Annotated in this window: 20 protein-coding genes; 11 read left to right on the plus strand and 9 right to left on the minus strand. The window is 70.2% G+C overall.

Translation table 11 applies throughout. From position 1 onward, the window contains the following. Window positions 1–359: 359 nt before the first annotated feature. The 3 genes from ACWDRW_RS00840 (at window position 360) to ACWDRW_RS00850 (ending at window position 3,813) form a co-directional block, all read left to right on the plus strand. Window positions 360–1,472, plus strand: coding sequence for a LacI family DNA-binding transcriptional regulator (locus tag ACWDRW_RS00840; protein WP_451718090.1), 1,113 nt, complete (start codon window positions 360–362; stop codon window positions 1,470–1,472). Between the two features lie 201 nt (window positions 1,473–1,673). After that, complete coding sequence (locus ACWDRW_RS00845; protein ID WP_451718093.1) at window positions 1,674–2,750, plus strand: metallophosphoesterase; 1,077 nt, start codon at window positions 1,674–1,676, stop codon at window positions 2,748–2,750. Between the two features lie 193 nt (window positions 2,751–2,943). After that, a complete protein-coding gene (locus tag ACWDRW_RS00850; protein ID WP_451718096.1) occupies window positions 2,944–3,813 on the plus strand; it encodes a hypothetical protein in 870 nt (289 codons plus the stop codon). A gap of 153 nt (window positions 3,814–3,966) precedes the next feature. Here the strand turns inward: ACWDRW_RS00850 and ACWDRW_RS00855 are convergent, their stop codons facing one another. Both ACWDRW_RS00855 and thiC read right to left on the minus strand, forming a co-directional pair. Then, window positions 3,967–5,391 carry a VWA domain-containing protein gene (locus ACWDRW_RS00855; protein ID WP_451718099.1) on the minus strand — a complete coding sequence of 475 codons (1,425 nt, stop codon included), beginning with the start codon at window positions 5,389–5,391 and terminating at the stop codon, window positions 3,967–3,969. Between the two features lie 148 nt (window positions 5,392–5,539). Continuing rightward, window positions 5,540–7,327 (minus strand): phosphomethylpyrimidine synthase ThiC, encoded by a 1,788-nt coding sequence (thiC, locus tag ACWDRW_RS00860; RefSeq protein ID WP_451718102.1) that lies wholly within the window; start codon window positions 7,325–7,327, stop codon window positions 5,540–5,542. Between the two features lie 250 nt (window positions 7,328–7,577). On the opposite strand from thiC, the gene ACWDRW_RS00865 reads away from it, so the two are divergent. Next, the gene (locus tag ACWDRW_RS00865) at window positions 7,578–8,954 is read left to right on the plus strand and encodes a YibE/F family protein (RefSeq protein WP_451718104.1); all 1,377 of its coding nucleotides are present in this window, start codon (window positions 7,578–7,580) and stop codon (window positions 8,952–8,954) included. 114 nt (window positions 8,955–9,068) lie between these two features. Here the strand turns inward: ACWDRW_RS00865 and ACWDRW_RS00870 are convergent, their stop codons facing one another. From ACWDRW_RS00870 to ACWDRW_RS00885, 4 genes are all read right to left on the minus strand, one after another. Then, window positions 9,069–9,506 carry an SsgA family sporulation/cell division regulator gene (locus ACWDRW_RS00870; RefSeq protein WP_451718106.1) on the minus strand — a complete coding sequence of 146 codons (438 nt, stop codon included), beginning with the start codon at window positions 9,504–9,506 and terminating at the stop codon, window positions 9,069–9,071. Window positions 9,507–9,606: 100 nt separating this feature from the next. Further along, a complete protein-coding gene (locus ACWDRW_RS00875; RefSeq protein ID WP_451718109.1) occupies window positions 9,607–10,455 on the minus strand; it encodes an IclR family transcriptional regulator in 849 nt (282 codons plus the stop codon). Window positions 10,456–10,688: 233 nt separating this feature from the next. After that, entirely contained in the window at window positions 10,689–10,901 is a 213-nt protein-coding gene (locus ACWDRW_RS00880; RefSeq protein WP_451718111.1) for a DUF5326 family protein, read from the minus strand. Between the two features lie 182 nt (window positions 10,902–11,083). Next, window positions 11,084–11,401 carry a cupin domain-containing protein gene (locus ACWDRW_RS00885; protein ID WP_067018163.1) on the minus strand — a complete coding sequence of 106 codons (318 nt, stop codon included), beginning with the start codon at window positions 11,399–11,401 and terminating at the stop codon, window positions 11,084–11,086. A gap of 60 nt (window positions 11,402–11,461) precedes the next feature. Here ACWDRW_RS00885 and ACWDRW_RS00890 point away from each other — a divergent pair, with 60 nt between their 5' ends. The 5 genes from ACWDRW_RS00890 (at window position 11,462) to ACWDRW_RS00910 (ending at window position 15,167) form a co-directional block, all read left to right on the plus strand. Continuing rightward, entirely contained in the window at window positions 11,462–11,839 is a 378-nt protein-coding gene (locus tag ACWDRW_RS00890; protein ID WP_451718114.1) for a phage holin family protein, read from the plus strand. 6 nt (window positions 11,840–11,845) lie between these two features. Next, entirely contained in the window at window positions 11,846–12,337 is a 492-nt protein-coding gene (locus ACWDRW_RS00895) for a low molecular weight protein-tyrosine-phosphatase (RefSeq protein WP_451718117.1), read from the plus strand. Next, complete coding sequence (locus tag ACWDRW_RS00900; protein WP_451718120.1) at window positions 12,334–13,485, plus strand: cystathionine gamma-lyase; 1,152 nt, start codon at window positions 12,334–12,336, stop codon at window positions 13,483–13,485. The genes ACWDRW_RS00895 and ACWDRW_RS00900 overlap by 4 nt, the downstream gene beginning before the upstream one ends. A gap of 205 nt (window positions 13,486–13,690) precedes the next feature. Beyond that, window positions 13,691–14,596 (plus strand): LysR family transcriptional regulator, encoded by a 906-nt coding sequence (locus tag ACWDRW_RS00905; RefSeq protein ID WP_451718123.1) that lies wholly within the window; start codon window positions 13,691–13,693, stop codon window positions 14,594–14,596. 88 nt (window positions 14,597–14,684) lie between these two features. Beyond that, window positions 14,685–15,167 (plus strand): NUDIX domain-containing protein, encoded by a 483-nt coding sequence (locus ACWDRW_RS00910; protein ID WP_451718126.1) that lies wholly within the window; start codon window positions 14,685–14,687, stop codon window positions 15,165–15,167. Between the two features lie 2 nt (window positions 15,168–15,169). On the opposite strand, the gene ACWDRW_RS00915 is transcribed toward ACWDRW_RS00910, so the two are convergent. Beyond that, entirely contained in the window at window positions 15,170–16,591 is a 1,422-nt protein-coding gene (locus ACWDRW_RS00915) for a globin domain-containing protein (RefSeq protein ID WP_451718129.1), read from the minus strand. Between the two features lie 678 nt (window positions 16,592–17,269). Here ACWDRW_RS00915 and ACWDRW_RS00920 point away from each other — a divergent pair. Further along, the gene (locus tag ACWDRW_RS00920) at window positions 17,270–18,136 is read left to right on the plus strand and encodes a GNAT family N-acetyltransferase (protein ID WP_451718132.1); all 867 of its coding nucleotides are present in this window, start codon (window positions 17,270–17,272) and stop codon (window positions 18,134–18,136) included. Between the two features lie 168 nt (window positions 18,137–18,304). Here the strand turns inward: ACWDRW_RS00920 and ACWDRW_RS00925 are convergent, their stop codons facing one another. Continuing rightward, window positions 18,305–19,507 carry an MFS transporter gene (locus tag ACWDRW_RS00925; RefSeq protein ID WP_451718134.1) on the minus strand — a complete coding sequence of 401 codons (1,203 nt, stop codon included), beginning with the start codon at window positions 19,505–19,507 and terminating at the stop codon, window positions 18,305–18,307. Between the two features lie 187 nt (window positions 19,508–19,694). On the opposite strand from ACWDRW_RS00925, the gene ACWDRW_RS00930 reads away from it, so the two are divergent. Further along, complete coding sequence (locus tag ACWDRW_RS00930; RefSeq protein ID WP_451718136.1) at window positions 19,695–20,147, plus strand: N-acetyltransferase family protein; 453 nt, start codon at window positions 19,695–19,697, stop codon at window positions 20,145–20,147. A 42-nt stretch (window positions 20,148–20,189) separates the two neighbouring features. Here the strand turns inward: ACWDRW_RS00930 and ACWDRW_RS00935 are convergent, their stop codons facing one another. Next, a complete protein-coding gene (locus ACWDRW_RS00935; RefSeq protein WP_451718139.1) occupies window positions 20,190–21,575 on the minus strand; it encodes a serine hydrolase domain-containing protein in 1,386 nt (461 codons plus the stop codon). Between the last annotated feature and the right edge of the window lie 20 nt (window positions 21,576–21,595).

A 21,595-nucleotide genomic window follows, 5' to 3' on the forward strand; every position in this document is an offset into this window, starting at 1 on the left:
GCTGCGTACAGGTGAGAGCGACCTTCGTATCGCCGGGCTCCGGACCCCGTCCGTCACACCGGCATCAGGGGCATCACACCGCGAAGTCGTACGAATCGGGGGCGCGTCGCACATATATCTATGCGCCGGTGGCTCACGCCGTGGCGCGCATCCCTCGTGAAGGTGAGTTGAGACCTCTTCGAAACATCGGAACCTTGGCAGGTGTGCGCACTCCGACAAGTCACACATTGCTATGGGAGCGCTTAACTCCCTTGCAATCCAATGCATTTGACGGTTCATGACCTTGCAGAAACGTGCCTGTCAACCGCTGCATATGCGTCCGCACTACCCCACCGCATGAGCCCTACTATCGGCTCGCCATGACAGCAGCAGGGAAGCACCAGGTGAGCCGCGCGGAAACCGCCCGCCGGGGCAACCGGCCGGGCCGGGCAGGCATCAGAGACGTCGCCGCCGCCGCCGGAGTCTCCATCACGACCGTCTCCGACGCCCTCAACGGCAAGGGCCGGCTCCCCGACGCCACCCGACGCCACGTCCGCGAAGTCGCCGACCGGCTGGGCTACCGCCCGTCGGCCGCGGCCCGAACCCTCCGTACCGGCAAATCAGGACTCATCGGCCTGACCGTGACGACGTACGGGGATGAACCTTTCACCTTCACCGAGTTCGCGTACTTCGCCGAGATGGCCAGAGCCGCCACCTCGGCCGCGCTCGCCCGCGGCTACGCCCTCGTGATCCTCCCCGCGACCTCCCGCCACGACGTGTGGTCGAACGTCGCCCTGGACGGCACGGTCGTCATCGACCCGTCCGACCAGGATCCGGTGGTCAGCGAGCTGGTGCGGCAGGGGCTGCCGGTCGTCTCCGACGGCCGCCCGGTCGGCTCGCTGCCGGTCACCGCCTGGGTCGACAACGACCACGAGGCCGCCGTCCTCGGCATCCTGGACCATCTGGCCGACGCCGGCGCCCGCCGGATCGGTCTGCTGACCGGGACGACGACGGACACGTACACCCGTCTGTCCACCACCGCCTACCTCCGCTGGTGCGAGCGCGTCGGACAGGACCCCGTGTACGAGGCGTACCCGGCCCACGACCCGTGTGCCGGCGCCGTGGCCGCCGACCGGCTGCTGGCCCGCCCCGACCGCCCGGACGCCGTCTACGGCCTGTTCGACCCCAACGGCACGGACCTGCTCGCCGCCGCCCGCCGCTACGGATTGCGCGTACCGGACGACCTGCTTCTGGTCTGTTGCAGCGAATCCACGGTGTACGCCAACACCGAGCCGCCCATCACCACGCTCTCGCTCAAACCGCGCCGGATCGGCACGGCGGTGGTGCAGCTCCTCATCGACGCCATCGAGGGGGTCGAATCGGACCAACCGGTCGAGCAGGTGATACCGACCGAGCTGATCGTCCGTACCTCGTCCCAGCGACGTCCGCCGAGGACGACCGTCAGTCCGCCCCGGTCGCCCGAGGAGCAGTAGAACCGGACCGGAAGGCAGGCGGCAGAAGCCCTGCCCAACCGGGGCGAAAGCCGCGGTGAACCGGAGCCTTGCTCTGATTCACCACCCCTGGGTCATCACATGGCGCGATCGGCATTCCTATGATGGGCCCACGACACCGCGGGCCGCTGCGACCAGGCAGTCCGATGCGGTGCAGATGCGGCGCGATGGTGGAGGGGTCTGATGACTCAGGGGGCCGGTCAGGGACCCGAGGTGGAGCGGACGGCGACGTTGCGCGACTTCCGGGTACCCGCGTACGTCCACGAGACCGCTCCGTACGCACCCGGCATGCACCCGGGCGACATCGCGCCGCCGATGGAGGAGACCTACCCCGAGGGGTACACCCCGACCCAGCGCGACCTGCCGGTGATCAACCGCGGTGACACGCTTCAGGTGACCGTCGAGCCGGCGGCGGCCGCGGCGCCGCAGCCGTCCGGCGGTGCCGGTCCCCTCTTCGTCGTGGGCGATGTGCACGGCTACCTCGACGAACTCATGGCCGCCCTCCAGGAGAAGGGCCTGATCGACTCCGCGGGCAGCTGGTGCGCGGGCACGGCCCGGCTCTGGTTCCTCGGCGACTTCACCGACCGCGGGCCGGACGGCATCGGCGTCATCGACCTGGTGATGCGGCTGTCCGCCGAGGCGGCCGCGGCCGGCGGCTACTGCAAGGCCCTGATGGGCAACCACGAACTGCTGCTGATCGGCGCCAAGCGGTTCTCCGACACCCCCGTCAACTCCGGCGCGGGCACCGCCACCTTCCAGGCGGCCTGGCTGCTCAACGGCGGCCAGAAGACCGACATGGACCGTCTCCAGGACCACCATCTGCAATGGATGGCCCGGCTCGACGCCATGGAGGAGGTCGACGGGCATCTGCTCGTCCACTCCGACACCACCGCCTACCTGGACTACGGTCACTCCATCGAAGAGGTCAACGACACCGTCCGCGAGACGCTCACCCGTAACGACGCGGACGAGTGCTGGGACCTGTTCCGCAAGTTCACCAAGCGCTTCTCCTTCCGCGACGAGGGCGGCGCCGACCATGTGCGCTCCCTGCTCGATACGTACGGCGGCACCCGCATCGTTCACGGGCACAGCCCGATTCCCTATCTGCTGGGCGAGGTCGGCTCCGAGGACGGAGAGGACAGCGGCGGCCCGGTGGTCGAGGGACCGCACGTCTACGCCGACGGTCTGGCCATCGCGATGGACGGCGGGGTGACCATGGCCGGAAAGCTGCTGGTCCAGCAACTTCCCCTGGATATCTGACCGTTCCCGGGGCAGGTGTCCCCCGGGCCGGAACGACCTTGAGCGAACGCAGGCCAGGGGCCAATTTCTGGAAACCCCCTGTCACCGTGTGCCGTCGCCGCTCTACCATCGGCTTATCCGTAGCAGGCTCCCCTCCGTTTCTGCCCGACGGCTCGTCGCCATGCGAGCCCCAAGCCCTACGGAGCATCGGGGGATGCACATGAACAGCGTTCCGCAGCACCTGCACAGTGAGGACCGCCAGGAGTACGAGCGGATCCTCGATGAGGTGCTGCGCTCCGCACCGACCCGACCGGAACTGGCCGCTGTCGGACAGCGGCTCAACTCCGAACAGCTGCGCACCATGGCGCTCAACGCCACCGCGATCATCACGGCGGCCGCGGCGACCGAGTACCAGCACTACGTGAAGGTCCGCGAGGAACTGCGCCAGCCAGCGCCGTCCACCCCGTCGTCCGTCCGTGAAACCGGCTCCACCGAGTCGGGATCGGGCGCGATGGGGCTCGCCGCCACCATGGGAGAGGCCACCGCCGAGACCGCGGGCGCCGGTGTCGTCGCCGTCGCGGCCGTCCTCACCCCCGTCCTCGCCGGGATCGCCGCGGCGATCTTCCTGCTCGTGGGGTACATCCTGAAGATGCTCACTCCCGAGCCGGCGTTCGCCCAGACGATGCTCACCACCGGGTGGGTGTTCGGCGCCGTGACGGCGGCCGCGATCCTCGTCGCCGCCGTCGGACTGCTGCTCACCGCTCTGCGCAACCGGCCGGCGCTCGACACCGGCCCCTACGGAGAGCTGAGCATTGAGGTGACCCGGGCCAGGGAAGCCTGGCGAGAAGCCCTGCTGGAGCGCGGCATCCTGCCGTTCCTGCGGGACGCCCTGGCCGACCCCGGCACCGCGGCCCTGCACCGCACCGCACCCCCGGCGCCGACCAGCCGTATCCCGAACCTCGGTTACGACCGCCCGGGCTTCAGCAGCCCCGGCGAGGGTCCTGCGTCGGGCCCGCGCCCGAGTTTCACCAGCCCGGACTACACCAGCCCGGACTTCGGGGGCCCGGAGCACCAGCCGGAGTGACCCTGGTCCCTCGGCTTGCGCCCCCGTCGTGGGGAGCGCAAGCCGAACGTCCGGGGTGCTCCGCGAGGGCTCTTCCCAGCTGCCCTGCGGGGCTCATCGGCGGCTCACCGGCAGTGGCCTGCCGAAGGCTCGTCCGAGCCGCGCGCGGGCTGCTCAGAGGATGCCGGCGGTGCGTGCCGCCACCGTCCACCGCGGGAACTCCGACAGCAGCCGGTCGTACAGCTCCTGGTCCGGGACCGAGCTGATGTCGTCCACCGCGAAGAAGCCGACGTTGTCGACCCGGCGGCCGGGCAGGGTGTCGAAGCGCTCCAGGACGCCGTAGTCGGACTTGCCGAGGCCGACGAACTGCCAGAAGATCGGCTCCTCGACCGCGGCCCTGAGCTCCTTCTCGATCTGGGCGTTGCGGTAGATGCCGCCGTCGGAGAAGAAGAGCACCAGGGTGGGCGCGGAGACGGGGTTCTGCCGTACGAAGTCGCGGACCTCCGCGATCACCTTCTGTTCCTCGTTCTGGATACCGACCGCGCGCATGTCGACCTGGCTGTCGTCCAGGCCCTTCTTCCTCTTCCTGCCGCCGAACAGGCTCAGCTCACCGCACCGCACGTGCAGCCGCGTCCACTCCGGAAGCTCACCGATCCGGAAGTCGGGCAGCCGGGCCGGGTTCGAGGCGAACGTCCAGGCCTGCATCTCGCCGTCGTCGTCCAACTGCGCGGCCACGGCGGCCATCCGCTCCACCACGTCAGCGACGACACCCCGGGAGTACAGGAACGACATGGACCCGGAGGCGTCCAGGACGAGGATGACGCGGGCGACGATCCCGGTGGCGCCGTGCTTGGTGAGGCTGACCGCGACCTGCTGCTTGCGCAGGTCCAGCCGCTTGCGCATGTCGACCGGCAGCCGCTCCTCGCCCTTGGTGAGGTTGGGGGAGGCGGAGGGGGTGGCGGGGGTCGAGGCTGGGGCGGGCGGTGTGACGACCGCGGCGGGCGCGGGCGGCGCGGCGGGAGGCGCAGTCGGTACGGCGGGGGCGGGTGCCGGCGTCGGTACGGCCGCCTCCTCCTCGTCCACCGTGATGCCGAAGTCCGTGGCCAGCCCGGCCAGTCCGGAGGCGTAGCCCTGCCCCACCGCCCGGAACTTCCACTTCCCCTGGCGCAGATACAGCTCCCCGCCGATGAAGGCGGTCTCGGTCCCGGCCTCCATCACGAAGTGCGCGATCTCGGCGCCACTGCGCTCGTCGACCAGCGTCATCCTCAGTCCCGGCACCTGCCCGAACGTGCCGCCGTCGGCCGAGGCGCACAGCACGATCCGCTCCACGACCGTTTCCAGTGAACCGAGTTCCACACCGACGGTGTCGGTCGTGGTGCCCGCGCCCCGCTGCTTGCCCAGATGGCTCACGGCCTTCGACGCGTGATGCGGCTGGTTGTAGAAGACGAAGTCCCCGTCGTCGCGCACGCGTCCCGCCGCGGTGAGCAGCAGCGCCGACGCGTCCACATCGGGCACACCCGGCCCGTCGGACCAGGTCAGCTCCACGCGCACCGCCGTGGCGTCTACAGGAAGGTTGGCGCCCTTGCTCAGTGCTGTCATGGCATCAGTGTGCCGACTGATCCACCGCCCCCGGAAGAGCTCCGGCAGGTGAGGGGCCGGGGGCCCGCGGGCGTCGGCGCGGCCGAGGGGGCGGGTGTTTCACGTGAAACACCCGCCCCTGGGCAGACGTGGACCGGGGTTCCGGCCGTCAGTCCGCGAGCGGCAGATACACCCGGTTGCCCGCGGCGGCGAACTCCTTGGACTTCTGGGCCATGCCCTCCTCGATCTCCCCCGCCGTGCTGCCGTGCTGACGGCGGATGTCCTGGGAGATCTTCATCGAGCAGAACTTCGGACCACACATGGAGCAGAAGTGCGCGGTCTTGGCGGGCTCCGCCGGGAGGGTCTCGTCGTGGAACTCCCGGGCCGTGTCCGGGTCGAGGGCCAGGTTGAACTGGTCCTCCCAGCGGAACTCGAAGCGGGCGTCCGACAGGGCGTCGTCCCAGTCCTGTGCCCCGGGGTGGCCCTTGGCGAGGTCGGCCGCGTGGGCGGCGATCTTGTAGGTGATGACGCCGGTCTTGACGTCATCACGGTTCGGCAGCCCCAGGTGCTCCTTGGGCGTGACGTAGCAGAGCATGGCCGTGCCCCACCAGGCGATCATCGCGGCACCGATGCCGGAGGTGATGTGGTCGTACGCCGGAGCGACGTCCGTGGTCAGCGGGCCGAGCGTGTAGAACGGGGCCTCCTCGCAGATCTCCTGCTGGAGGTCGATGTTCTCCTTGATCTTGTGCATCGGGACATGTCCCGGGCCCTCGATCATGGTCTGCACGTTGTGCCGCTTCGCGATCCGGTTGAGCTCCCCGAGCGTCCGCAGTTCGGCGAACTGCGCCTCGTCGTTGGCGTCCGCGATCGAACCGGGCCGCAGCCCGTCGCCGAGCGAGTACGTGACGTCGTAGGCGGCGAGGATCTCGCAGAGCTCCTCGAAGTTCTCGTACAGGAAGCTCTCCTTGTGGTGCGCGAGGCACCACGCGGCCATGATCGAGCCACCGCGCGAGACGATGCCGGTCTTCCGGTTGGCCGTGAGCGGTACGTACGGCAGGCGGACGCCCGCGTGGACCGTCATGTAGTCCACGCCCTGCTCGGCCTGCTCGATGACCGTGTCCTTGTAGATCTCCCAGGTCAGCTCCTCGGCCTTGCCGTCGACCTTCTCGAGGGCCTGGTAGAGCGGCACGGTGCCGATGGGGACGGGGGAGTTGCGCAGCACCCACTCGCGGGTGGTGTGGATGTTGCGGCCGGTGGAGAGGTCCATGACCGTGTCGGCGCCCCAGCGGGTCGCCCAGGTCATCTTCTCCACCTCCTCCTCGATGGAGGAGGTCACCGCGGAGTTGCCGATGTTGGCGTTGACCTTCACCAGAAACCGCTTGCCGATGATCATCGGCTCGATCTCCGGGTGGTTGACGTTCGCGGGCAGCACCGCACGCCCGGCCGCGATCTCCTCGCGGACCACCTCGGGCGAGACGTTCTCCCGGATGGCCACGTACTCCATCTCGGGCGTGACCTCGCCCCGGCGGGCGTACGCGAGCTGGGTGACCGCCTGCCCGTCGCGGCCCCGGCGGGGCAGCCGGGGGCGGCCGGGGAAGACCGCGTCGAGGTTGCGCAGATTGCCGCCGCGCGGCGAGGTGTGCTTGATCCCGTCGTCCTCGGGTCGGACGGGACGGCCCGCGTACTCCTCGGTGTCGCCGCGGGAGATGATCCAGTTCTCCCGGAGCGGGGCCAGGCCCCGGCGGACGTCGGTGTCGACGAGTGGATCGGTGTACGGGCCGGAGGTGTCGTACAGCGTGACGGACTGCCCGTTGGTGAGGTGCACCTGGCGGACCGGCACCCGTAGATCGGGGCGCGAGCCCTCGACGTACGCCTTGTGCCAGCCGATGGACTTCCCGGCCTCCTGGGACTTGTCGTCCTGGACGGAGGCAGGCGTGCGTGCGTCCTTGATGGTCATGAGACCTACTCCCTACGCCGGCATTACCCGGTAACAGGTTCGGCGGTCGACGCAGCTGTATCCGTCTGCCGATGTTCCGTGGGGAAAGTCACTCGCGTGTGACGTTCCACGTGAAACATCGCTGGGACGGAGGTCAGCGCCCTCTCAGCCCGGTGCTCCGAGCTCCCGCGTGTACAAAGGTGCCCCCACGCTAGCGTCAATTCGGGCGCGGTGAACAGGGGGCCCCTGTCGTTCTTGCGATGATCGGTCCGTGACCTCGACGCATGAACCCCCGTTCCCCCCCGAGCCGCCGCGCGGCCCCGGCTCCACCGGCGGCGGTGACGGGCAGGGGCACGGACACGGCCACTCCCACAGTCCGGCGGCGCCGGTCTCCCAACACCTGCGCAAGGTGATCGCGGCGATCCTCATCCCGTTCGCCGCCGCGGTGGTCGTCGGGCTCGTGGTGCTGTGGCCGGGCGGCGCTCCACCGCACGAGCGGACCGGAGTCGGCTTCGACCGGCAGACCGAGCAGGCGACCGTCACCAAGGTCGAGGAGGTCAGCTGCTCGTCGGTGAACGCCTCGGGGGTCCCCCCGACCGGCGACACCTCCACGGCCGAGGGCTCCTCGGCCCAGCAACAGGCCGACGGCACCTGCAAGAAGGCGACGGTCCGCGTCGACACCGGCAAGGACGAGGGCCGAACCTTCACCGAGATCGTGCAGCCCGACCAGTCCCGGCAGCTGCACGAGGGCCAGAAGGTGGTGGTGGCCTACGAACCGTCGGCGCCCAAGGACCTCCAGTACGCGGTCGCCGACGTCAACCGCCGGGTCCCCATGGCGGTGCTCGCCGGTATCTTCGCCATCGCCGTCGTGGTGGTGGGCCGGCTGCGCGGGGTCATGGCGTTGGTCGCACTGGCCATCAGTTTCCTGGTGCTGACCCTGTTCATCCTGCCCGCCATCCTCCAGGGGTCGAACCCACTGGTCGTGGCGGTGGTCGGGTCGAGCGCCATCATGCTGATCGCCCTGTACATGTGTCATGGCCTGTCGGCCCGGACATCGGTGGCGGTGCTCGGCACACTCATCTCGCTGCTGCTGATCGGCATCCTCGGTTCCGTCTTCATCGACTGGGCCTCGCTCACCGGCAACACCGACGACAACACCGGTCTGATCCACGGGCTGTACCCGGAGATCGACATGAGCGGCCTGCTGCTCGCGGGCATCATCATCGGCTCGCTCGGTGTCCTCGACGACGTGACGGTCACCCAGACCTCGGCGGTGTGGGAGCTGCACGAGGCCAACCCCACGATGGGCTGGCGTGGGCTGTACCGCGCCGGTATCCGCATCGGCCGCGACCACATCGCCTCCGTCGTCAACACCCTCGTCCTCGCCTACGCGGGCGCCGCGTTGCCGCTGCTGCTGCTCTTCTCGATCGCGGAGAGCAGCGTGGGCACGGTCGCCAACAGCGAGCTGGTGGCGGAGGAGATCGTGCGCACACTGGTCGGCTCGATCGGCCTGGTCGCCTCGGTTCCGGTCACGACGGCCCTGGCGGCGCTCATGGTCTCGACGGACCGTCCCGAGAAGCGGCTCGCGACGTCCGCCGGCGGGCCGGCTCCGGCGCGTGGCGGGCGGGGGCGACGCCGGAAGCGCTGACGCTGCCGCGGGCTGTGCGGAGGAGGAGGCTTCCGCTCGGAGAAGAAGCGTTCCTGCACAACCCCACAGTCCGCGCTGAAGCGTTACGCCCTCGCGCGGCCCGGCCGTAACGCTTCAGCCGGCGCTCTGCTCCTCCGCCAGGATGCGGTCCAGGGCCTCGTCCAGGCTGGCGTCGAAGTCGGAGAGCGCGCCCTCCTGGCCGAGCGGCACCAGCTTGTCGGTCCGGTCGAGGAAGGCGATCAGTGGTGCCGAGGAGGAACGGAACAGCGCGTGGTCGCCGCCGACCTGAAGCCGGATCAGCACATCGCCCAGGGTGTCGGGATCGGCGGGCGCGACCCGCACGTCCCCCTCCCCGCACGGCCGGCCCACCCCGTCGATCATCAGCTCCCGTCCGAACGCCCAGGTCACCGGGGCGTCTCCGGGCAGATGAAAGGTCAGCCGCACGGCATAGGGATCGTAGGTCTCGTACCGCAACTCCACCGGGATGCGGAAGGAGAGCTCCTCTGAGACGAGGAAGCTCATCATGACCTCTGCCTGTACGGACTCGCGCATCGCCTACCCCGTCATCTGCCGTGGTTTGGCCAGGAATGATCCACCTGGCACTTAATGGCATCTTGCTGAAAGTACACGGCAGATCACAAGGAGTGAGTTTTCAGATACTGATAGAGATCGCCAGTGACCCGAGATGTCGCCCGATCTCGGCCTGCAACTGCCGTGCCGCGTCCAGCAGTCGGCCCGCCTGGTGGACCGGAAGGGACAGGGCCATGGTCGCCGCGGTGTTACCGACAGTGATCGGAATGGCGGCACACACCGTGCCCAGCGCGTACTCCTGCCGTTCGGTCACCAGCTCCATGCGCCGCATGCGGTCCAGGCGCCGGAGCAGGGTGTGGTCGTCGCACACGGTGTACGGGGTGATGGGCTGCACGGGATAGCGCTCCAGGTGGTCCCGGCGCGTGGCCTCGTCGACCTGGGCCAGCAGACACTGTCCGATGGCGTGCGCGTGCCCGGTCTCGCGGAAGTCGGCCCACTCCTCGACCGCCGGGTTGCCCGGAGTGTCGGAGACGCCCATGACCTCGATCTCGCCCTCGCGGTACAGCGCGTAGTACACGGGTACGCCGATGGCGTCCCGCCAGTGGGCGAGCGCGTCGGCGACCGTGGTGCGACGTTTCTCCTGTGCTCCGCTGCTGCCCAGCCGCTCGGCCGCCTCCCCGAGGAAGAACAGGCCCTTGTCGCGCCGGAGATAGCCCTCGTGGACGAGGGTGCGCAGCAGATGGTAGGCGGTCGGCAGCGCCAGACCGTTCTCCCGGGCCAGTTGCTTGGCGGGGGCGCCGTGCTCATGGTCGGCGACGGACTCCAGCAGACGCATGGCGCGCTGGACGGATCCGATGAGGGTCGCCGACTGGGCGGGGTGGGTCGGGCTCACGGGGTCCTGGGCCGTCGGCTGGGTCGGGGGCCGGGCGCAGGTTCCGGTGGCGGGATAGGCGGTGTCAACCGTGGCCAAGGGGCACTCCCGTAGCGCGAGGGGGCAGCCCGTGCGGGGAACACGGGTGGTGGTGTACGCCGCTCACGGGGATGTCCCCGCGTCGATTTTCCGGACTCTATTCGTCCGCCACCGCTCGCAGACGGCCTGCTCGGAAAACTTCCCCCGGCCGAGGGAACCGATGATTCTGGTTACCGCTCAGCGGTTGCCCCGTCGCACTCCCCGACCGGTCGCACCGGTCACCCTCGGCTCCGTCAGAAGTCGCCCCGTGAAGAGGAACTGGCGGTGAACTTCCGCACGACGTAGATGAGTCCACCGACCAGCGCGACGAAGACCAGCACCTTGAACAGCAGCCCGATGACGAAGCCGACGACGCTCGCTATCAGCCCGCCGAAGACGACCAGGGCGATGACCGGCACCGCGATCCACTTCACCCACCACGGCAGTCCCGCGAAGATCTCACCCATCGCCCTCGTCCTTACCTCTCCGCCCGTCGCAGTGCCGGGTCCGATCGGACGGCCCGCGCTCTGTCCGCGGCCCCGTCTGTCCTTGTCTGCCTTCGATGCTAGGGCCGTGAAGGGTGCCGACGGGCGCCTCGCGCCCCCCGTCCTCCCCTGATCGATCCCCTAGGGAATCCGGGGGCGGGCCCTCAGCTCTCGGGCGGAGAGAACACCACGAGCACCCGCAGATCCTCGCTGATGTGATGGAACTTGTGGGCCACACCGGCCGGCACGTACACCACGCTGCCCCGAGCCACCTGCGTGGTCTCCATGCCCACGGTGATCGCGGCGCGGCCGCTCACAACGAAGTAGACCTCGTCCTGGTTGTGCGGCTTCTGTGGATCGTGCTCGCCCGCGTTGAGCGCGTACAGCCCGACCGACATGTTCCGCTCCCGCAGAAACTGCAGGTAGGCGCCCTCATTGGCGGCGCGCTCCGCCTCCAGTTCGTCCAGCCGGAATGCCTTCATCGCTGTCGTCCGCCCTCGTCCCTCTGCTCGATTCCGATCTCGTCTGCCACGATCAGACACATGAAGAATTTCGTAGTCAAGACGATCGCCAACGCGGGCGCCCTGGCGGTCGCCGTATGGCTGCTGGACAAGATCACCCTCACCGGTGACAGCACGGGCAAGAAGGCCGGAACCCTGCTGCTGGTCGCACTGATCTTCGGCCTGGTCAACTCTCTGGTGAAGCCGGTGGTGAACCTGCTGAGCCTGCCGCTGCTCATCCTCACGCTCGGCCTGTTCACCCTGGTCGTGAACGCGCTGATGCTGCTGCTGACCTCCTGGCTCGCCGACGTGCTCGACCTGAGCTTCCATGTCGAGGGCTTCTGGACCGCCGTTCTCGGCGGCCTGATCATCTCGATCGTCTCCTGGGCGCTCAACGTCGCCCTGCCCGACGGGGACTGAGCGCCGATGTCGTACCGCGTCTGCTTCGTCTGCACCGGCAACATCTGCCGCTCCCCGATGGCCGAGTCCGTCTTCCGGGCGCGCGTGGCGGAGGCCGGGCTCGACGGTTTGGTCGAGGTCGACAGCGCCGGCACGGGCGGCTGGCACGAGGGCGACCCGGCCGACCCGCGCACGGTCGCCGTCCTGGAGGCGAACGGCTACGACGGCGGGCACACCGCACGGCAGTTCCAGGCCTCCTGGTTCGCCCGCCTGGACCTGGTCGTGGCGCTCGACGAGGGACACCTCAAGGCGCTGCGCCGGCTCGCCCCGACCGAGGGGGACGCGGCGAAGGTACGGCTGTTGCGCTCGTACGACCCCACCGCGGACGACGATCTCGACGTCCCCGATCCCTACTACGGGGGCATGGAGGGCTTCGAGGAGTGTCTGGCGATGGTCGAGGCGGCGAGCACCGGGCTGCTCGCCGCGGTGCGCGAGAAGGCGGAGGAGCGGGCGGCATGAACGAGCCCGCGCGGGGACCGGGTGACGGCACGCGCGCGGTGCGTGCCGGTCTGCCCGAACCGGTCAAGTACGAGCCGACGCTGCCGGGGCCGGTGTTCGCCGCCCACTTCCATCTGCCGGGCGACCCCACGGGGCCGTACACCTACGGCCGTGACGAGAACCCGACCTGGACCCGTCTGGAACAGGCCGTGGGTGAGTTGGAGGCGCCGGACGAGGAAGGCGTCGAGACGCTCGTCTTCGCCTCCGGGATGGCCGCCGTCTCCTCCGTCCTCTTCTCCCAGCTGCGCGCCGGGGAGGCGGTCGTGCTGCCCAGCGACGGCTACCAGGCGCTGCCCCTGGTGCGCGGGCAACTGGAGGCGTACGGCGTCGAGGTGCGCACCGCGCCGACGGGCGGCGAGGCCCAGCTCGACGTCCTCGACGGCGCACGGCTGCTGTGGATCGAGACGCCCTCCAACCCGGGCCTGGACGTCTGCGACATCCGGCGGCTCGTCGAGGCGGCACACGCGCGTGGCGCTCTCGTCGCCGTGGACAACACGCTCGCCACCCCGCTCGGGCAGCGCCCGCTGGAACTCGGCGCCGACTTCTCGGTGGCGAGCGGCACCAAACAGCTCACCGGACACGGCGACATCCTTCTCGGATACGTCTGTGGACGCGGCGCCGAGACGATGGCCGCCGTCCGCCGCTGGCGCAAGATCATCGGCGCCATCCCCGGTCCCATGGAGGCGTGGCTCGCGCACCGCTCCCTGGCCACGCTCCAGTTGCGGGTGGACCGGCAGAACGCCACCGCCCTCGCGGTCGCCGAGGCGCTGCGGGACTGGCCGGAGGAGCTCGGGGTGCGCTACCCGGGGCTGCCGGCCGACCCGGCGCACGCGACCGCCGTACGCCAGATGCGCCGCTATGGGTGCGTGGTCTCCTTCACGCTCCCCTCACGCGCGCGTGCCGACCGTTTCCTCGACGCGCTGCGGCTCGTGGACGACGCGACCAGCTTCGGCGGGGTGCGGTCCACGGCGGAGCGGCGCGGGCGCTGGGGAGGGGACGCGGTACCGGAGGGCTTCATCAGGCTCTCGGTCGGCGCGGAGGACCCCGAGGACCTGGTGGCGGATGTGCTGCGTGCGCTGGACGAGTCAGCGCACCGAACAGCTCGGTGAGGGGTACACCTACGCTCCACGGACGGTCCGAGCCTCCCCCCTCGTGGCTCGGACCGTCCTCGGTTCCGCGCGCGAAGAACCGCGCGAACAAGGCTAGTTGACTGTGTGTCAGTGTCCAATCACAGTAGCGACAGAGACCTATCGACTTATTTATAGTTGGGCGCGGCCGGGGGGCCGAGGGAGGGCGGAGAAGGGAGGGTGTGCCATGGACTTGGCCTTGCTGCGCACCTTCGTGACGGTGCACAGAGCCGGCTCCTTCACCCGCGCCGCCGCCCTGCTGGGCCTCTCCCAGCCCGCCGTGACCTCCCAGATCCGAACCCTTGAACGACAGCTGGGCCGCCCGCTGTTCCTCCGGCAGGCCAGGGGCGTGACGCCCACGACCATCGGCGACGAGCTCGCGCACAAGGCCGCGCCGCACCTGGACGCCCTCGTCGAGATCACCGAGAGCGGCCTGGACGACGAGTCCTCGGTACGGACACTCCATCTCGCGGGGCCTCCCGAGTTCACCGCCGAACGGGCCCTGCCCGCACTCACCGAGCTGACCGGCGAGGACGGCCAGGGTTTCGCGCTGCGGGCCTCCTTCGGCACCGCCGAGGAGACGCTGGAGGGGTTGGCCGCCGGACATCATGATCTGGCCATCACCACGGCCCGGCCGCGGGGCGCTCTGCTCACCGCGACTGCGCTCTGCGACGAAGTGCACGTCCTGCTCGCCGCCCCGCGCTGGGCCGAGAAGATTGGTTCCGGAGCGTCCCGCCGCAACGGCGAGCCCACGCTGGAGGGCGTTCCGGTGATCGAGGTGCACGAGACGCTGCCCTTCGTCTCCCGCTACTGGGCCTCCGTCTTCGACTCCCGCCCGGCCGCCGCCGGAACCGTCATCGTGCCCGACCTGCGCGCGGTCCTGGCCTGCGCGGTCGCGGGCGCCGGGCTCGCGGTGCTGCCCCGCTATCTCTGCGCGCCGGCACTGGAGCGCGGGGAGGTCGTCGCCCTGCACGAGCCGGCGGTACCGCCGCTGCGGACGTACTTCCTGGTGGTGCGGACCGGCACGCTGGCGATGCCGCACATCGCGCGGGCCCATGAGTGGCTCTTGCGGTCGGCGTCCGAGTGGTGCTGAGGTCCGCGCCGTCCGCCGTCACCCGTAGAGCTCGCCTCGTGACGTTTCGCAATGTTTCACGTGGAACCAGCCGGGCCACATTTCCTCCATGACCGTCCGACCCGTGGTCAAGCGCACCGCCCGCGCCGTTCTGCTGGACGGTGACGACCTGATCCTGATCAAGCGCACCAAGCCGGGCATGGATCCCTACTGGCTCACTCCCGGCGGCGGGGTCGAGCCCACGGACACGACCGTCGTGGCGGCCCTGCACCGCGAGGTGTACGAGGAACTCGGCGCCAAGATCATCGATGTGGTGCCCTGTTTCGTCGACACCGTCGAGCACATCGGCGAGGACGGTGGCGCGACCGGTGTGAAGGTGCAGCACTTCTTCGTCTGCCGGCTGGAGTCGATGGACCCGTCCCTGCGGCACGGCCCGGAGGTCGACGAGCCGGTGGGCGAGTACGAGATCGTGCGGGTGCCGTTCACCCGCGTCGGCATCGCCTCCGTCCACCTCGTCCCGCTGTCGCTGCGCCACTATCTGGACGGCAACATCGAGGGCGTACGGGCGATGCACGCACCGGACCTGGGCTGAGCTCAGCCGCCGGCGGCGACGAGTTCCTCCAGCGCGTCATGGCGTATGCGCTCCGAGGGGACGCCGATGTCCCTGAGGACGTCCACACCGCTACGGATCATCCCAGGTGGTCCCGACACATAGGCGTCGTACTCGTACCAGGGACCGAACTCCCGGATGGCGTCGGGAAGCTGGACCAGACCGTGCCGGTCGACCACCGGGCGGACCGCCAGCCAGGGGTGGGACTGCTGAAGCCTGAGCATCGTGTCGATGTCGTACAGGTCGTGGTCGCTGCGCGCGCCGTAGAACACCTCGACCGGGCGCCGCTCACCGTGCTCGGCCACGTCCTCGACGAGCGCCTTGATGGGGGCTATGCCGGTGCCGCCGCCCAGGCAGAGCAGCCCGGTGTCGGTGGTGTGGTCCACGGTCATCGAACCGGCCGGGGGGCCGAGCCGGACGATGTCGCCGGGGCGGGCCCGGTGCACCAGCGCGTTCGACACCCACCCCGCGGGGACGGCCTTCACGTGGAACGACAGCAGGCCGTCGGAGCGAGGCGCCGAGGCGAAGGAGTAGTGCCGCCATATCCGAGGCCACCAGGGGGTCTCCAGGCTCGTGTACTGCCCGGCGAGGAAGGGGTAGGGCTGGTCGGGGCGGACGGTGACGACCGCGACGTCCGGGGTCCTCAGGTCGTGCGCGACGACCTCCGCGTACCACCAGGCGGGGGCGCGCAGTTCGTCCGCGGCCGCCGCGTCGATCATCACCTGCGAGATCGTCGTGTACGTCCGGACCCAGGCGGCCTCCGTCTCCGCGTCCCAGACGGCCGAGGCGTACCTGCTCAGCGCGCCGATGAGGCACTCGCCCACGGCCGGGTAGTGCTCGGGGCGGGTGCCGTACTTGCGGTGGCCCCGGCCGAGGTTCTGCAGATACGCGACCAGGACCTCGGTGTTGTCGATGTGCTCGGCGGCCGTGAGCAACGCCTTGAGCAGCCGGTCCCTCTGGGTGTCCATCGCGGCGGGGAAGAGGGAGCGCAGGTCGGGGTGACGCACGAAGAGCAGCGCGTAGAAGTACGACGTCACCTTGTCGGCCACGGGAGCGACCTCGGCCATCGTCCGGCGCACGAGGACGGCGTCCGGGGAGGCCGGCTGTGCCGGGGCCGAGTGTGCCTGGCCGGAGGCTGTGAGGCTTGTGGGCTGCGGGCCGGAGGGTGCGTGGTGGCCCTGGACAGGCGGGTTGGAGGGTGCGTGGCCCGGGGGCTGCGGGTTTGAGGTGGCTTCGTCGAGGCGCTGGGCGGGGACACGGGGTTCGGCCGGCGGGACCGCGGGCTCCGAGGGCCGGGCCCGCTCCGGCGCGCTGCCCTGATCCGGCGACGGCTGCTGTTGGGGCGTGAACCAGCCGCCCCCGCCGGACGTGCCGTTGTCGGCCGACGTGGTGGTCGGAGCGTCCATGGTGTGTGCCTCGCCTCGAACATCTTTCGGTCGGTCTGCGCACTTCCTCGTCCGGAAGCTGCCTGCTTTCCCCCGCGGACGGCTTGCTTTCCCGGTCGGCGCCCTGGCCACTGCGGCCACATTCAACCCGTATCCACACGGTGTACGGACAAGTAAGGGAAGAGTGTGACATTGGCCGCAGTTCCCCCTCCGCAGCATTCCACCGGGCACGCATACCCCGGTCGCGTAGGCGCAAATGCGGGTCTTCGATCTCTCCGTCCCGTTAGGCTGCCGTGCCCTGCTCGCGGTTCGCACGAATCGTGTGCGCCGGGCCCGGAGTTCCGTCCCGGATGCGAACCGGAGTCGACCCTACCGGCCAGCGCCGCGCACACAAGTCCCCCCTTCCCTCGTCACCGATTGACCAGGGGCGAAGCCGCGTTTTCGTTCAATTCCCGGGCGGGCCGCACCAATTCACAGACTTCCGGCAGATCCCTGCCCGGGCAGGAGCGAGTCGCGCGACCGGTCGGACGCCGGTCAGCGGTGACCGCCACGGAGGTCGGTACAGCTGCGAAGAGTTTCACGTGAAACGGCCCGCGCCCGCAGGCACCGCGGTCTCTGCCGCACACATTGGCCAAAAGCCCGTACGTCTCCCCGGAAACAGGTGGACGGCGAGCCCACCGGTCGGACAGCCTGACCTGCGTGCCGACTCCTTCCCCCGCCGCTCCGCCCATCCGCCGTCTGACGCCACGCGATCTCACCGCCTGCGCCGACCTGTCCGAGAACCGGGGTTGGCCCCGGGAGGAACACAAGTGGGGCTTCCTCCTCACCGCGGGCAGGGGGTACGGCATCGACGACCCCGAGGGCGGCCTCGTGGGCGCCTGTGTGGTCACCCGGTACGGCCCCCACGACGCCCCCGATCTGGCGGCCGTCGGCATGGTGCTGGTCGCCGAACGGCACGCCCGTCAGGGCATCGGACGCCATCTGATGCGGCATGTCCTGGCGGCACATGACGCCACCCCGCTGACCCTGCACGCGACGCCGAACGGCCGCCCGCTCTACGAGGAGCTCGGCTTCAAGGTCACCGGCCGGGCGGAGATGCTGCGCGGGCACTTCACGCCCCGCGGCCCGGCTGCGGAGGTCCCCACGCGTGCGGCCACCGCCGAGGACCTCACCGCGATCCTTCGGCTCGACGAAGAGGTCTTCGGTTCCGACCGCACCCCGCTCCTCACCCGGCTGCCCGCCTTCGCCGACCAGCTGCGGGTGGCCGAGGAGGACGGCCGGATCACCGGGTACGCGGCCGCCTGGCCCAACATGGACACCCACGTCGTGGGACCGCTGATCGCGCGTGACACGAGGACCGCTCAGGCCCTGATCGCCTCCCTGGCCGCCCACACCGACCGCCCCCTGCGCACGGACATCGACGTGCGGCACGAAGAGCTGCTGGCCTGGGCCAAGGAGCGAGGGCTGGCCTCCGTCGCCTTCAACGCGGTGATGACGTACGGCATCCCCGAGCTGCCCGGGGACTGGACGCGCCGGTTCGCCCCGCTGACGGTGGCGGCGGGTTGAGGCCTCGGCCTCCGCTGACATGACCGTGGCGGCGGGTTGAGGCCTCGACTGGCGTGCCGGCAGAACTGCCGGCGCCCTCCCTGTCGTGATCACGACGGCGGGATAAGCCTCGCGGACGCGGCGACGCCGGTTCCCGTGTGGTTCGGGAACCGGCGTTTCGAGGGTCGGTCAGCGATGGGCGAGCGCTTCGGCGGGCGCGGATCCGGCCACGACCGCGCTGGGCCTGCGGTCCCGGCGCTCCAAGGCGGCCGAGAGGACGGCCAGGAACAGCGCCGCGGCGGCGAGAGCGGCTCCGACCCAGTTGGGGGAGGTGTAGCCGAGGCCGCCCGCGATGACGAGGCCGCCGAGCCACGCCGAGAGCGCGTTGCCGAGGTTGAAGGCGCCGATGTTGACCGCCGAGGCCAGGGTCGGGGCACCGTGGGCCTGGTCCAGGACGCGCTTCTGCAGCGGCGGGACGGTGGCGAAGCCCAGGGCCCCGATGAGCGCGATCGTGACGGCCGCCAGGACCTTGTTGTGCGCGGTGAGGGTGAACAGGGCCAGCACGACGGCGAGGGCGCCCAGCGAGACGTACAGCAGGGGCATCAGGGCACGGTCGGCGAACCTGCCGCCGACGAGGTTGCCGCCCACCATGCCGAGTCCGAAGAGGACCAGCAGCCAGGTGACCGAGCCCTCGGCGAAACCGGCGACGTGGGTCATCATCGGCGCGATGTAGGTGATCGCGGCGAACACCCCGCCGAAGCCGAGGACCGTCATCGCCATCGCGAGCAGCACCTGGGCGTTCTTGAAGGCGGCCAGCTCGTGACGCAGCCGTACGCCTTCCGGCTTGGGCATGTCGGGGACGAGCCGCGCGATCCCGGCGAGACCGATCACCCCGAGGGCGGCGACGATCCCGAAGGTGACGCGCCAGCCGATGGACTGTCCGACGAAGGTGCCGAGCGGGACACCGACCACGTTGGCGACGGTGAGGCCGGTGAACATCATCGCGATGGCGCCGGCCTTCTTGTCCGGGGCGACCAGCTCGGCCGCGACGACCGAACCGATGCCGAAGAAGGCGCCATGGGCGAGTGAGGCGACCACCCGGCCGATGAGCATGACGGAGAAGGTCGGGGCGAGCGCGGACAGCAGGTTCCCGGCGATGAACAGGCCCATCAGCAGCATCAGCATCCGCTTGCGGGAGACCTTGGTGCCGAGCACCGTCATCAGCGGCGCACCGGCCACCACACCGAGCGCGTAGCCGGTCACCAGCAGGCCGGCGGTGGGGATGGAGACCCCGAAGTCGCCCGCGACCTCGGGCAGCAAGCCCATGATCACGAACTCGGTCGTTCCGATTCCGAAGGCCCCGATCGCCAGGGCCAGGAGGGCGAGCGGCATGGGGGTGCCACCTTCCAGAAGATTGCAGGAGAGCTTTACGTGACCCCACAATACTTGCGCACGCCTTATATTTGCAAGCGATGGCAATTGCGCACCAGCGCTACCCCTGTCGCAGCCGCTCCAGGGCGAGGGAGGTCCCGCGGCGGTCACGGATCCCGCCTTCGGCCGTCCGCATAGGCTGAGCGCCATGGGAGACCTCGAAATACGTCCCGCCGTCGCCGACGACATTCCGGCGATCGTCGCGATGCTCGCCGACGACCCGCTGGGTGCCCAGCGTGAGTCGCCAGACGATCTGACCCCGTACCTGCCGGCCCTGGAACGCCTGCGCCTCGACCCCAACCAGCACCTCATGGTGGCCGAGCGCGCGGGACGGGTGGTCGGCACTCTCCAGCTCACGATCATCCCCGGGCTCTCCCGCAAGGGCGCGACCCGCTCGATCATCGAGGCCGTCCGCATCCACGCCGACGAGCGGGGCAGCGGTCTGGGAACCCGGTTCATCGAGTGGGCGGTCGAGGAGTCCCGGCGCCAGGACTGCCAATTGGTCCAGCTGACGTCGGACGCCTCCCGCACCGACGCCCACCGCTTCTACGAGCGGCTCGGATTCACGGCCTCCCACGTGGGCTTCAAGCTCACCCTGTGACCGGCCACGGCGCCCTGTTTCACGTGAAACAGGCGCCCCTGACTACTTGATGCCGCGCCACCCGTCCGGGTCGACCCCGCCCGGCACCGGAGCCCCCTCGTCGTACGGCTGGCGCGTGAACACGAACGACCCGAGGTCGAGGTGGCTCACGCTCCCGTCCGGCCGCCGTACGGCCTCCAGGAGCTCTCCGGCGTAATAGCCCTCGAGGCCGGTCCACGTGCCGTCGCCGTTCGCCCGGAACCGCGAGCGACGGCCGGTGCCGGACAACGGCTCCAGCGAGACAAGCCCGTCGGCCGTCACCCTCAGCGCGAAGCCGTGCGTCCCCCAGTACCACTGCCCCGCCAACTCGAGCACGGCCGGATCGGCTTCGGCCATCGGCCGCCAGGGCTCGGGGATCCGAGGCTCCGCCTCGGCCACGATGCGTACGAGATCGGCGGCGACCAGGGAGAGCAGCGGTCCCGAGGTGCAGTTGGCGAGCACCACCGCCGCGACGTCGTCGCTCTCGCTGAAGAGCAGGCTCGCCAGGAAGCCGGGCAGCGAACCCGCGTGCCCCGCCAGCAGCCGGCCGTGCCGGTGCTGGATCTGAAGTCCCAGCCCGTACGAGGTCCCGTCGGCGATGTCCGCGGCCTCGCCGGGCGCGGCGGGCGTGCGCATCTCCCGTACGGTCTCCGCGCTCAGCACCCGGTCGTCGCCCTTGGCCAGGAACACGGCGAACCGCGCCAAGTCGGCCGTCGTGGACCACAGTTGCCCGGCAGGAGCCATCCGCCCGAGGTCCTCGGAGGGTTCCGGAAGCATCACATCGGCCCAGGGATGCACGGCCCAGCCACCCGCGTGCGGCGCCCGCGGTCGCCCGCTCGTCCGGTTCAGGCCCAGCGGTTCGAGCACTTCACGCCGCAGCACGTCCTCCCACGGCTCCCCGCGGAGCTTCTCCACCAGCGCGCCCAGCAGGGTGTAACCGGGGTTGGAGTAGTGGTGCCGGCGGCCGACAGGATGCAGGAGGGGCTGTTCGCCCAGCACGTCGGAGAGCTCGGGCCGCATCGAACCGGGCGTCCGCTCCCACCACGGGCCGGGGGACTCCGCGGCCAGTCCGCCGGTGTGGGCGAGGAGTTCGGCGACAGTGGCCTCCCCCGCTCCCGTACCGGGCAGATGCTTCTCCAGCGGGTCACCGAGGTCGAGCAGCCCCTCGTCGCGCAGCCTCAGCACCAGAACGGCCGTGAAGGTCTTGGTGATCGAGCCGATCCGGTACTGCACGTTCTCGTCCGGCCCATGCCCGTCGACCGACGTCCGGGCCCCGTGCCACACCACCCGCCCGTCCCGTACGACCGCCGCGACCAGCGAGGGCGCTCGCCCCTCGGCCTGGGCCACGGCGATCCGGTGCAGCAAGCCCCGGCGCGTACCGGGCAGCAGCTCTTCCTGAGATGTCGTCATGCCCCCAGTCCACCCCGAGT

It is taken from the genome of Streptomyces sp. NPDC003635 (assembly GCF_053587635.1).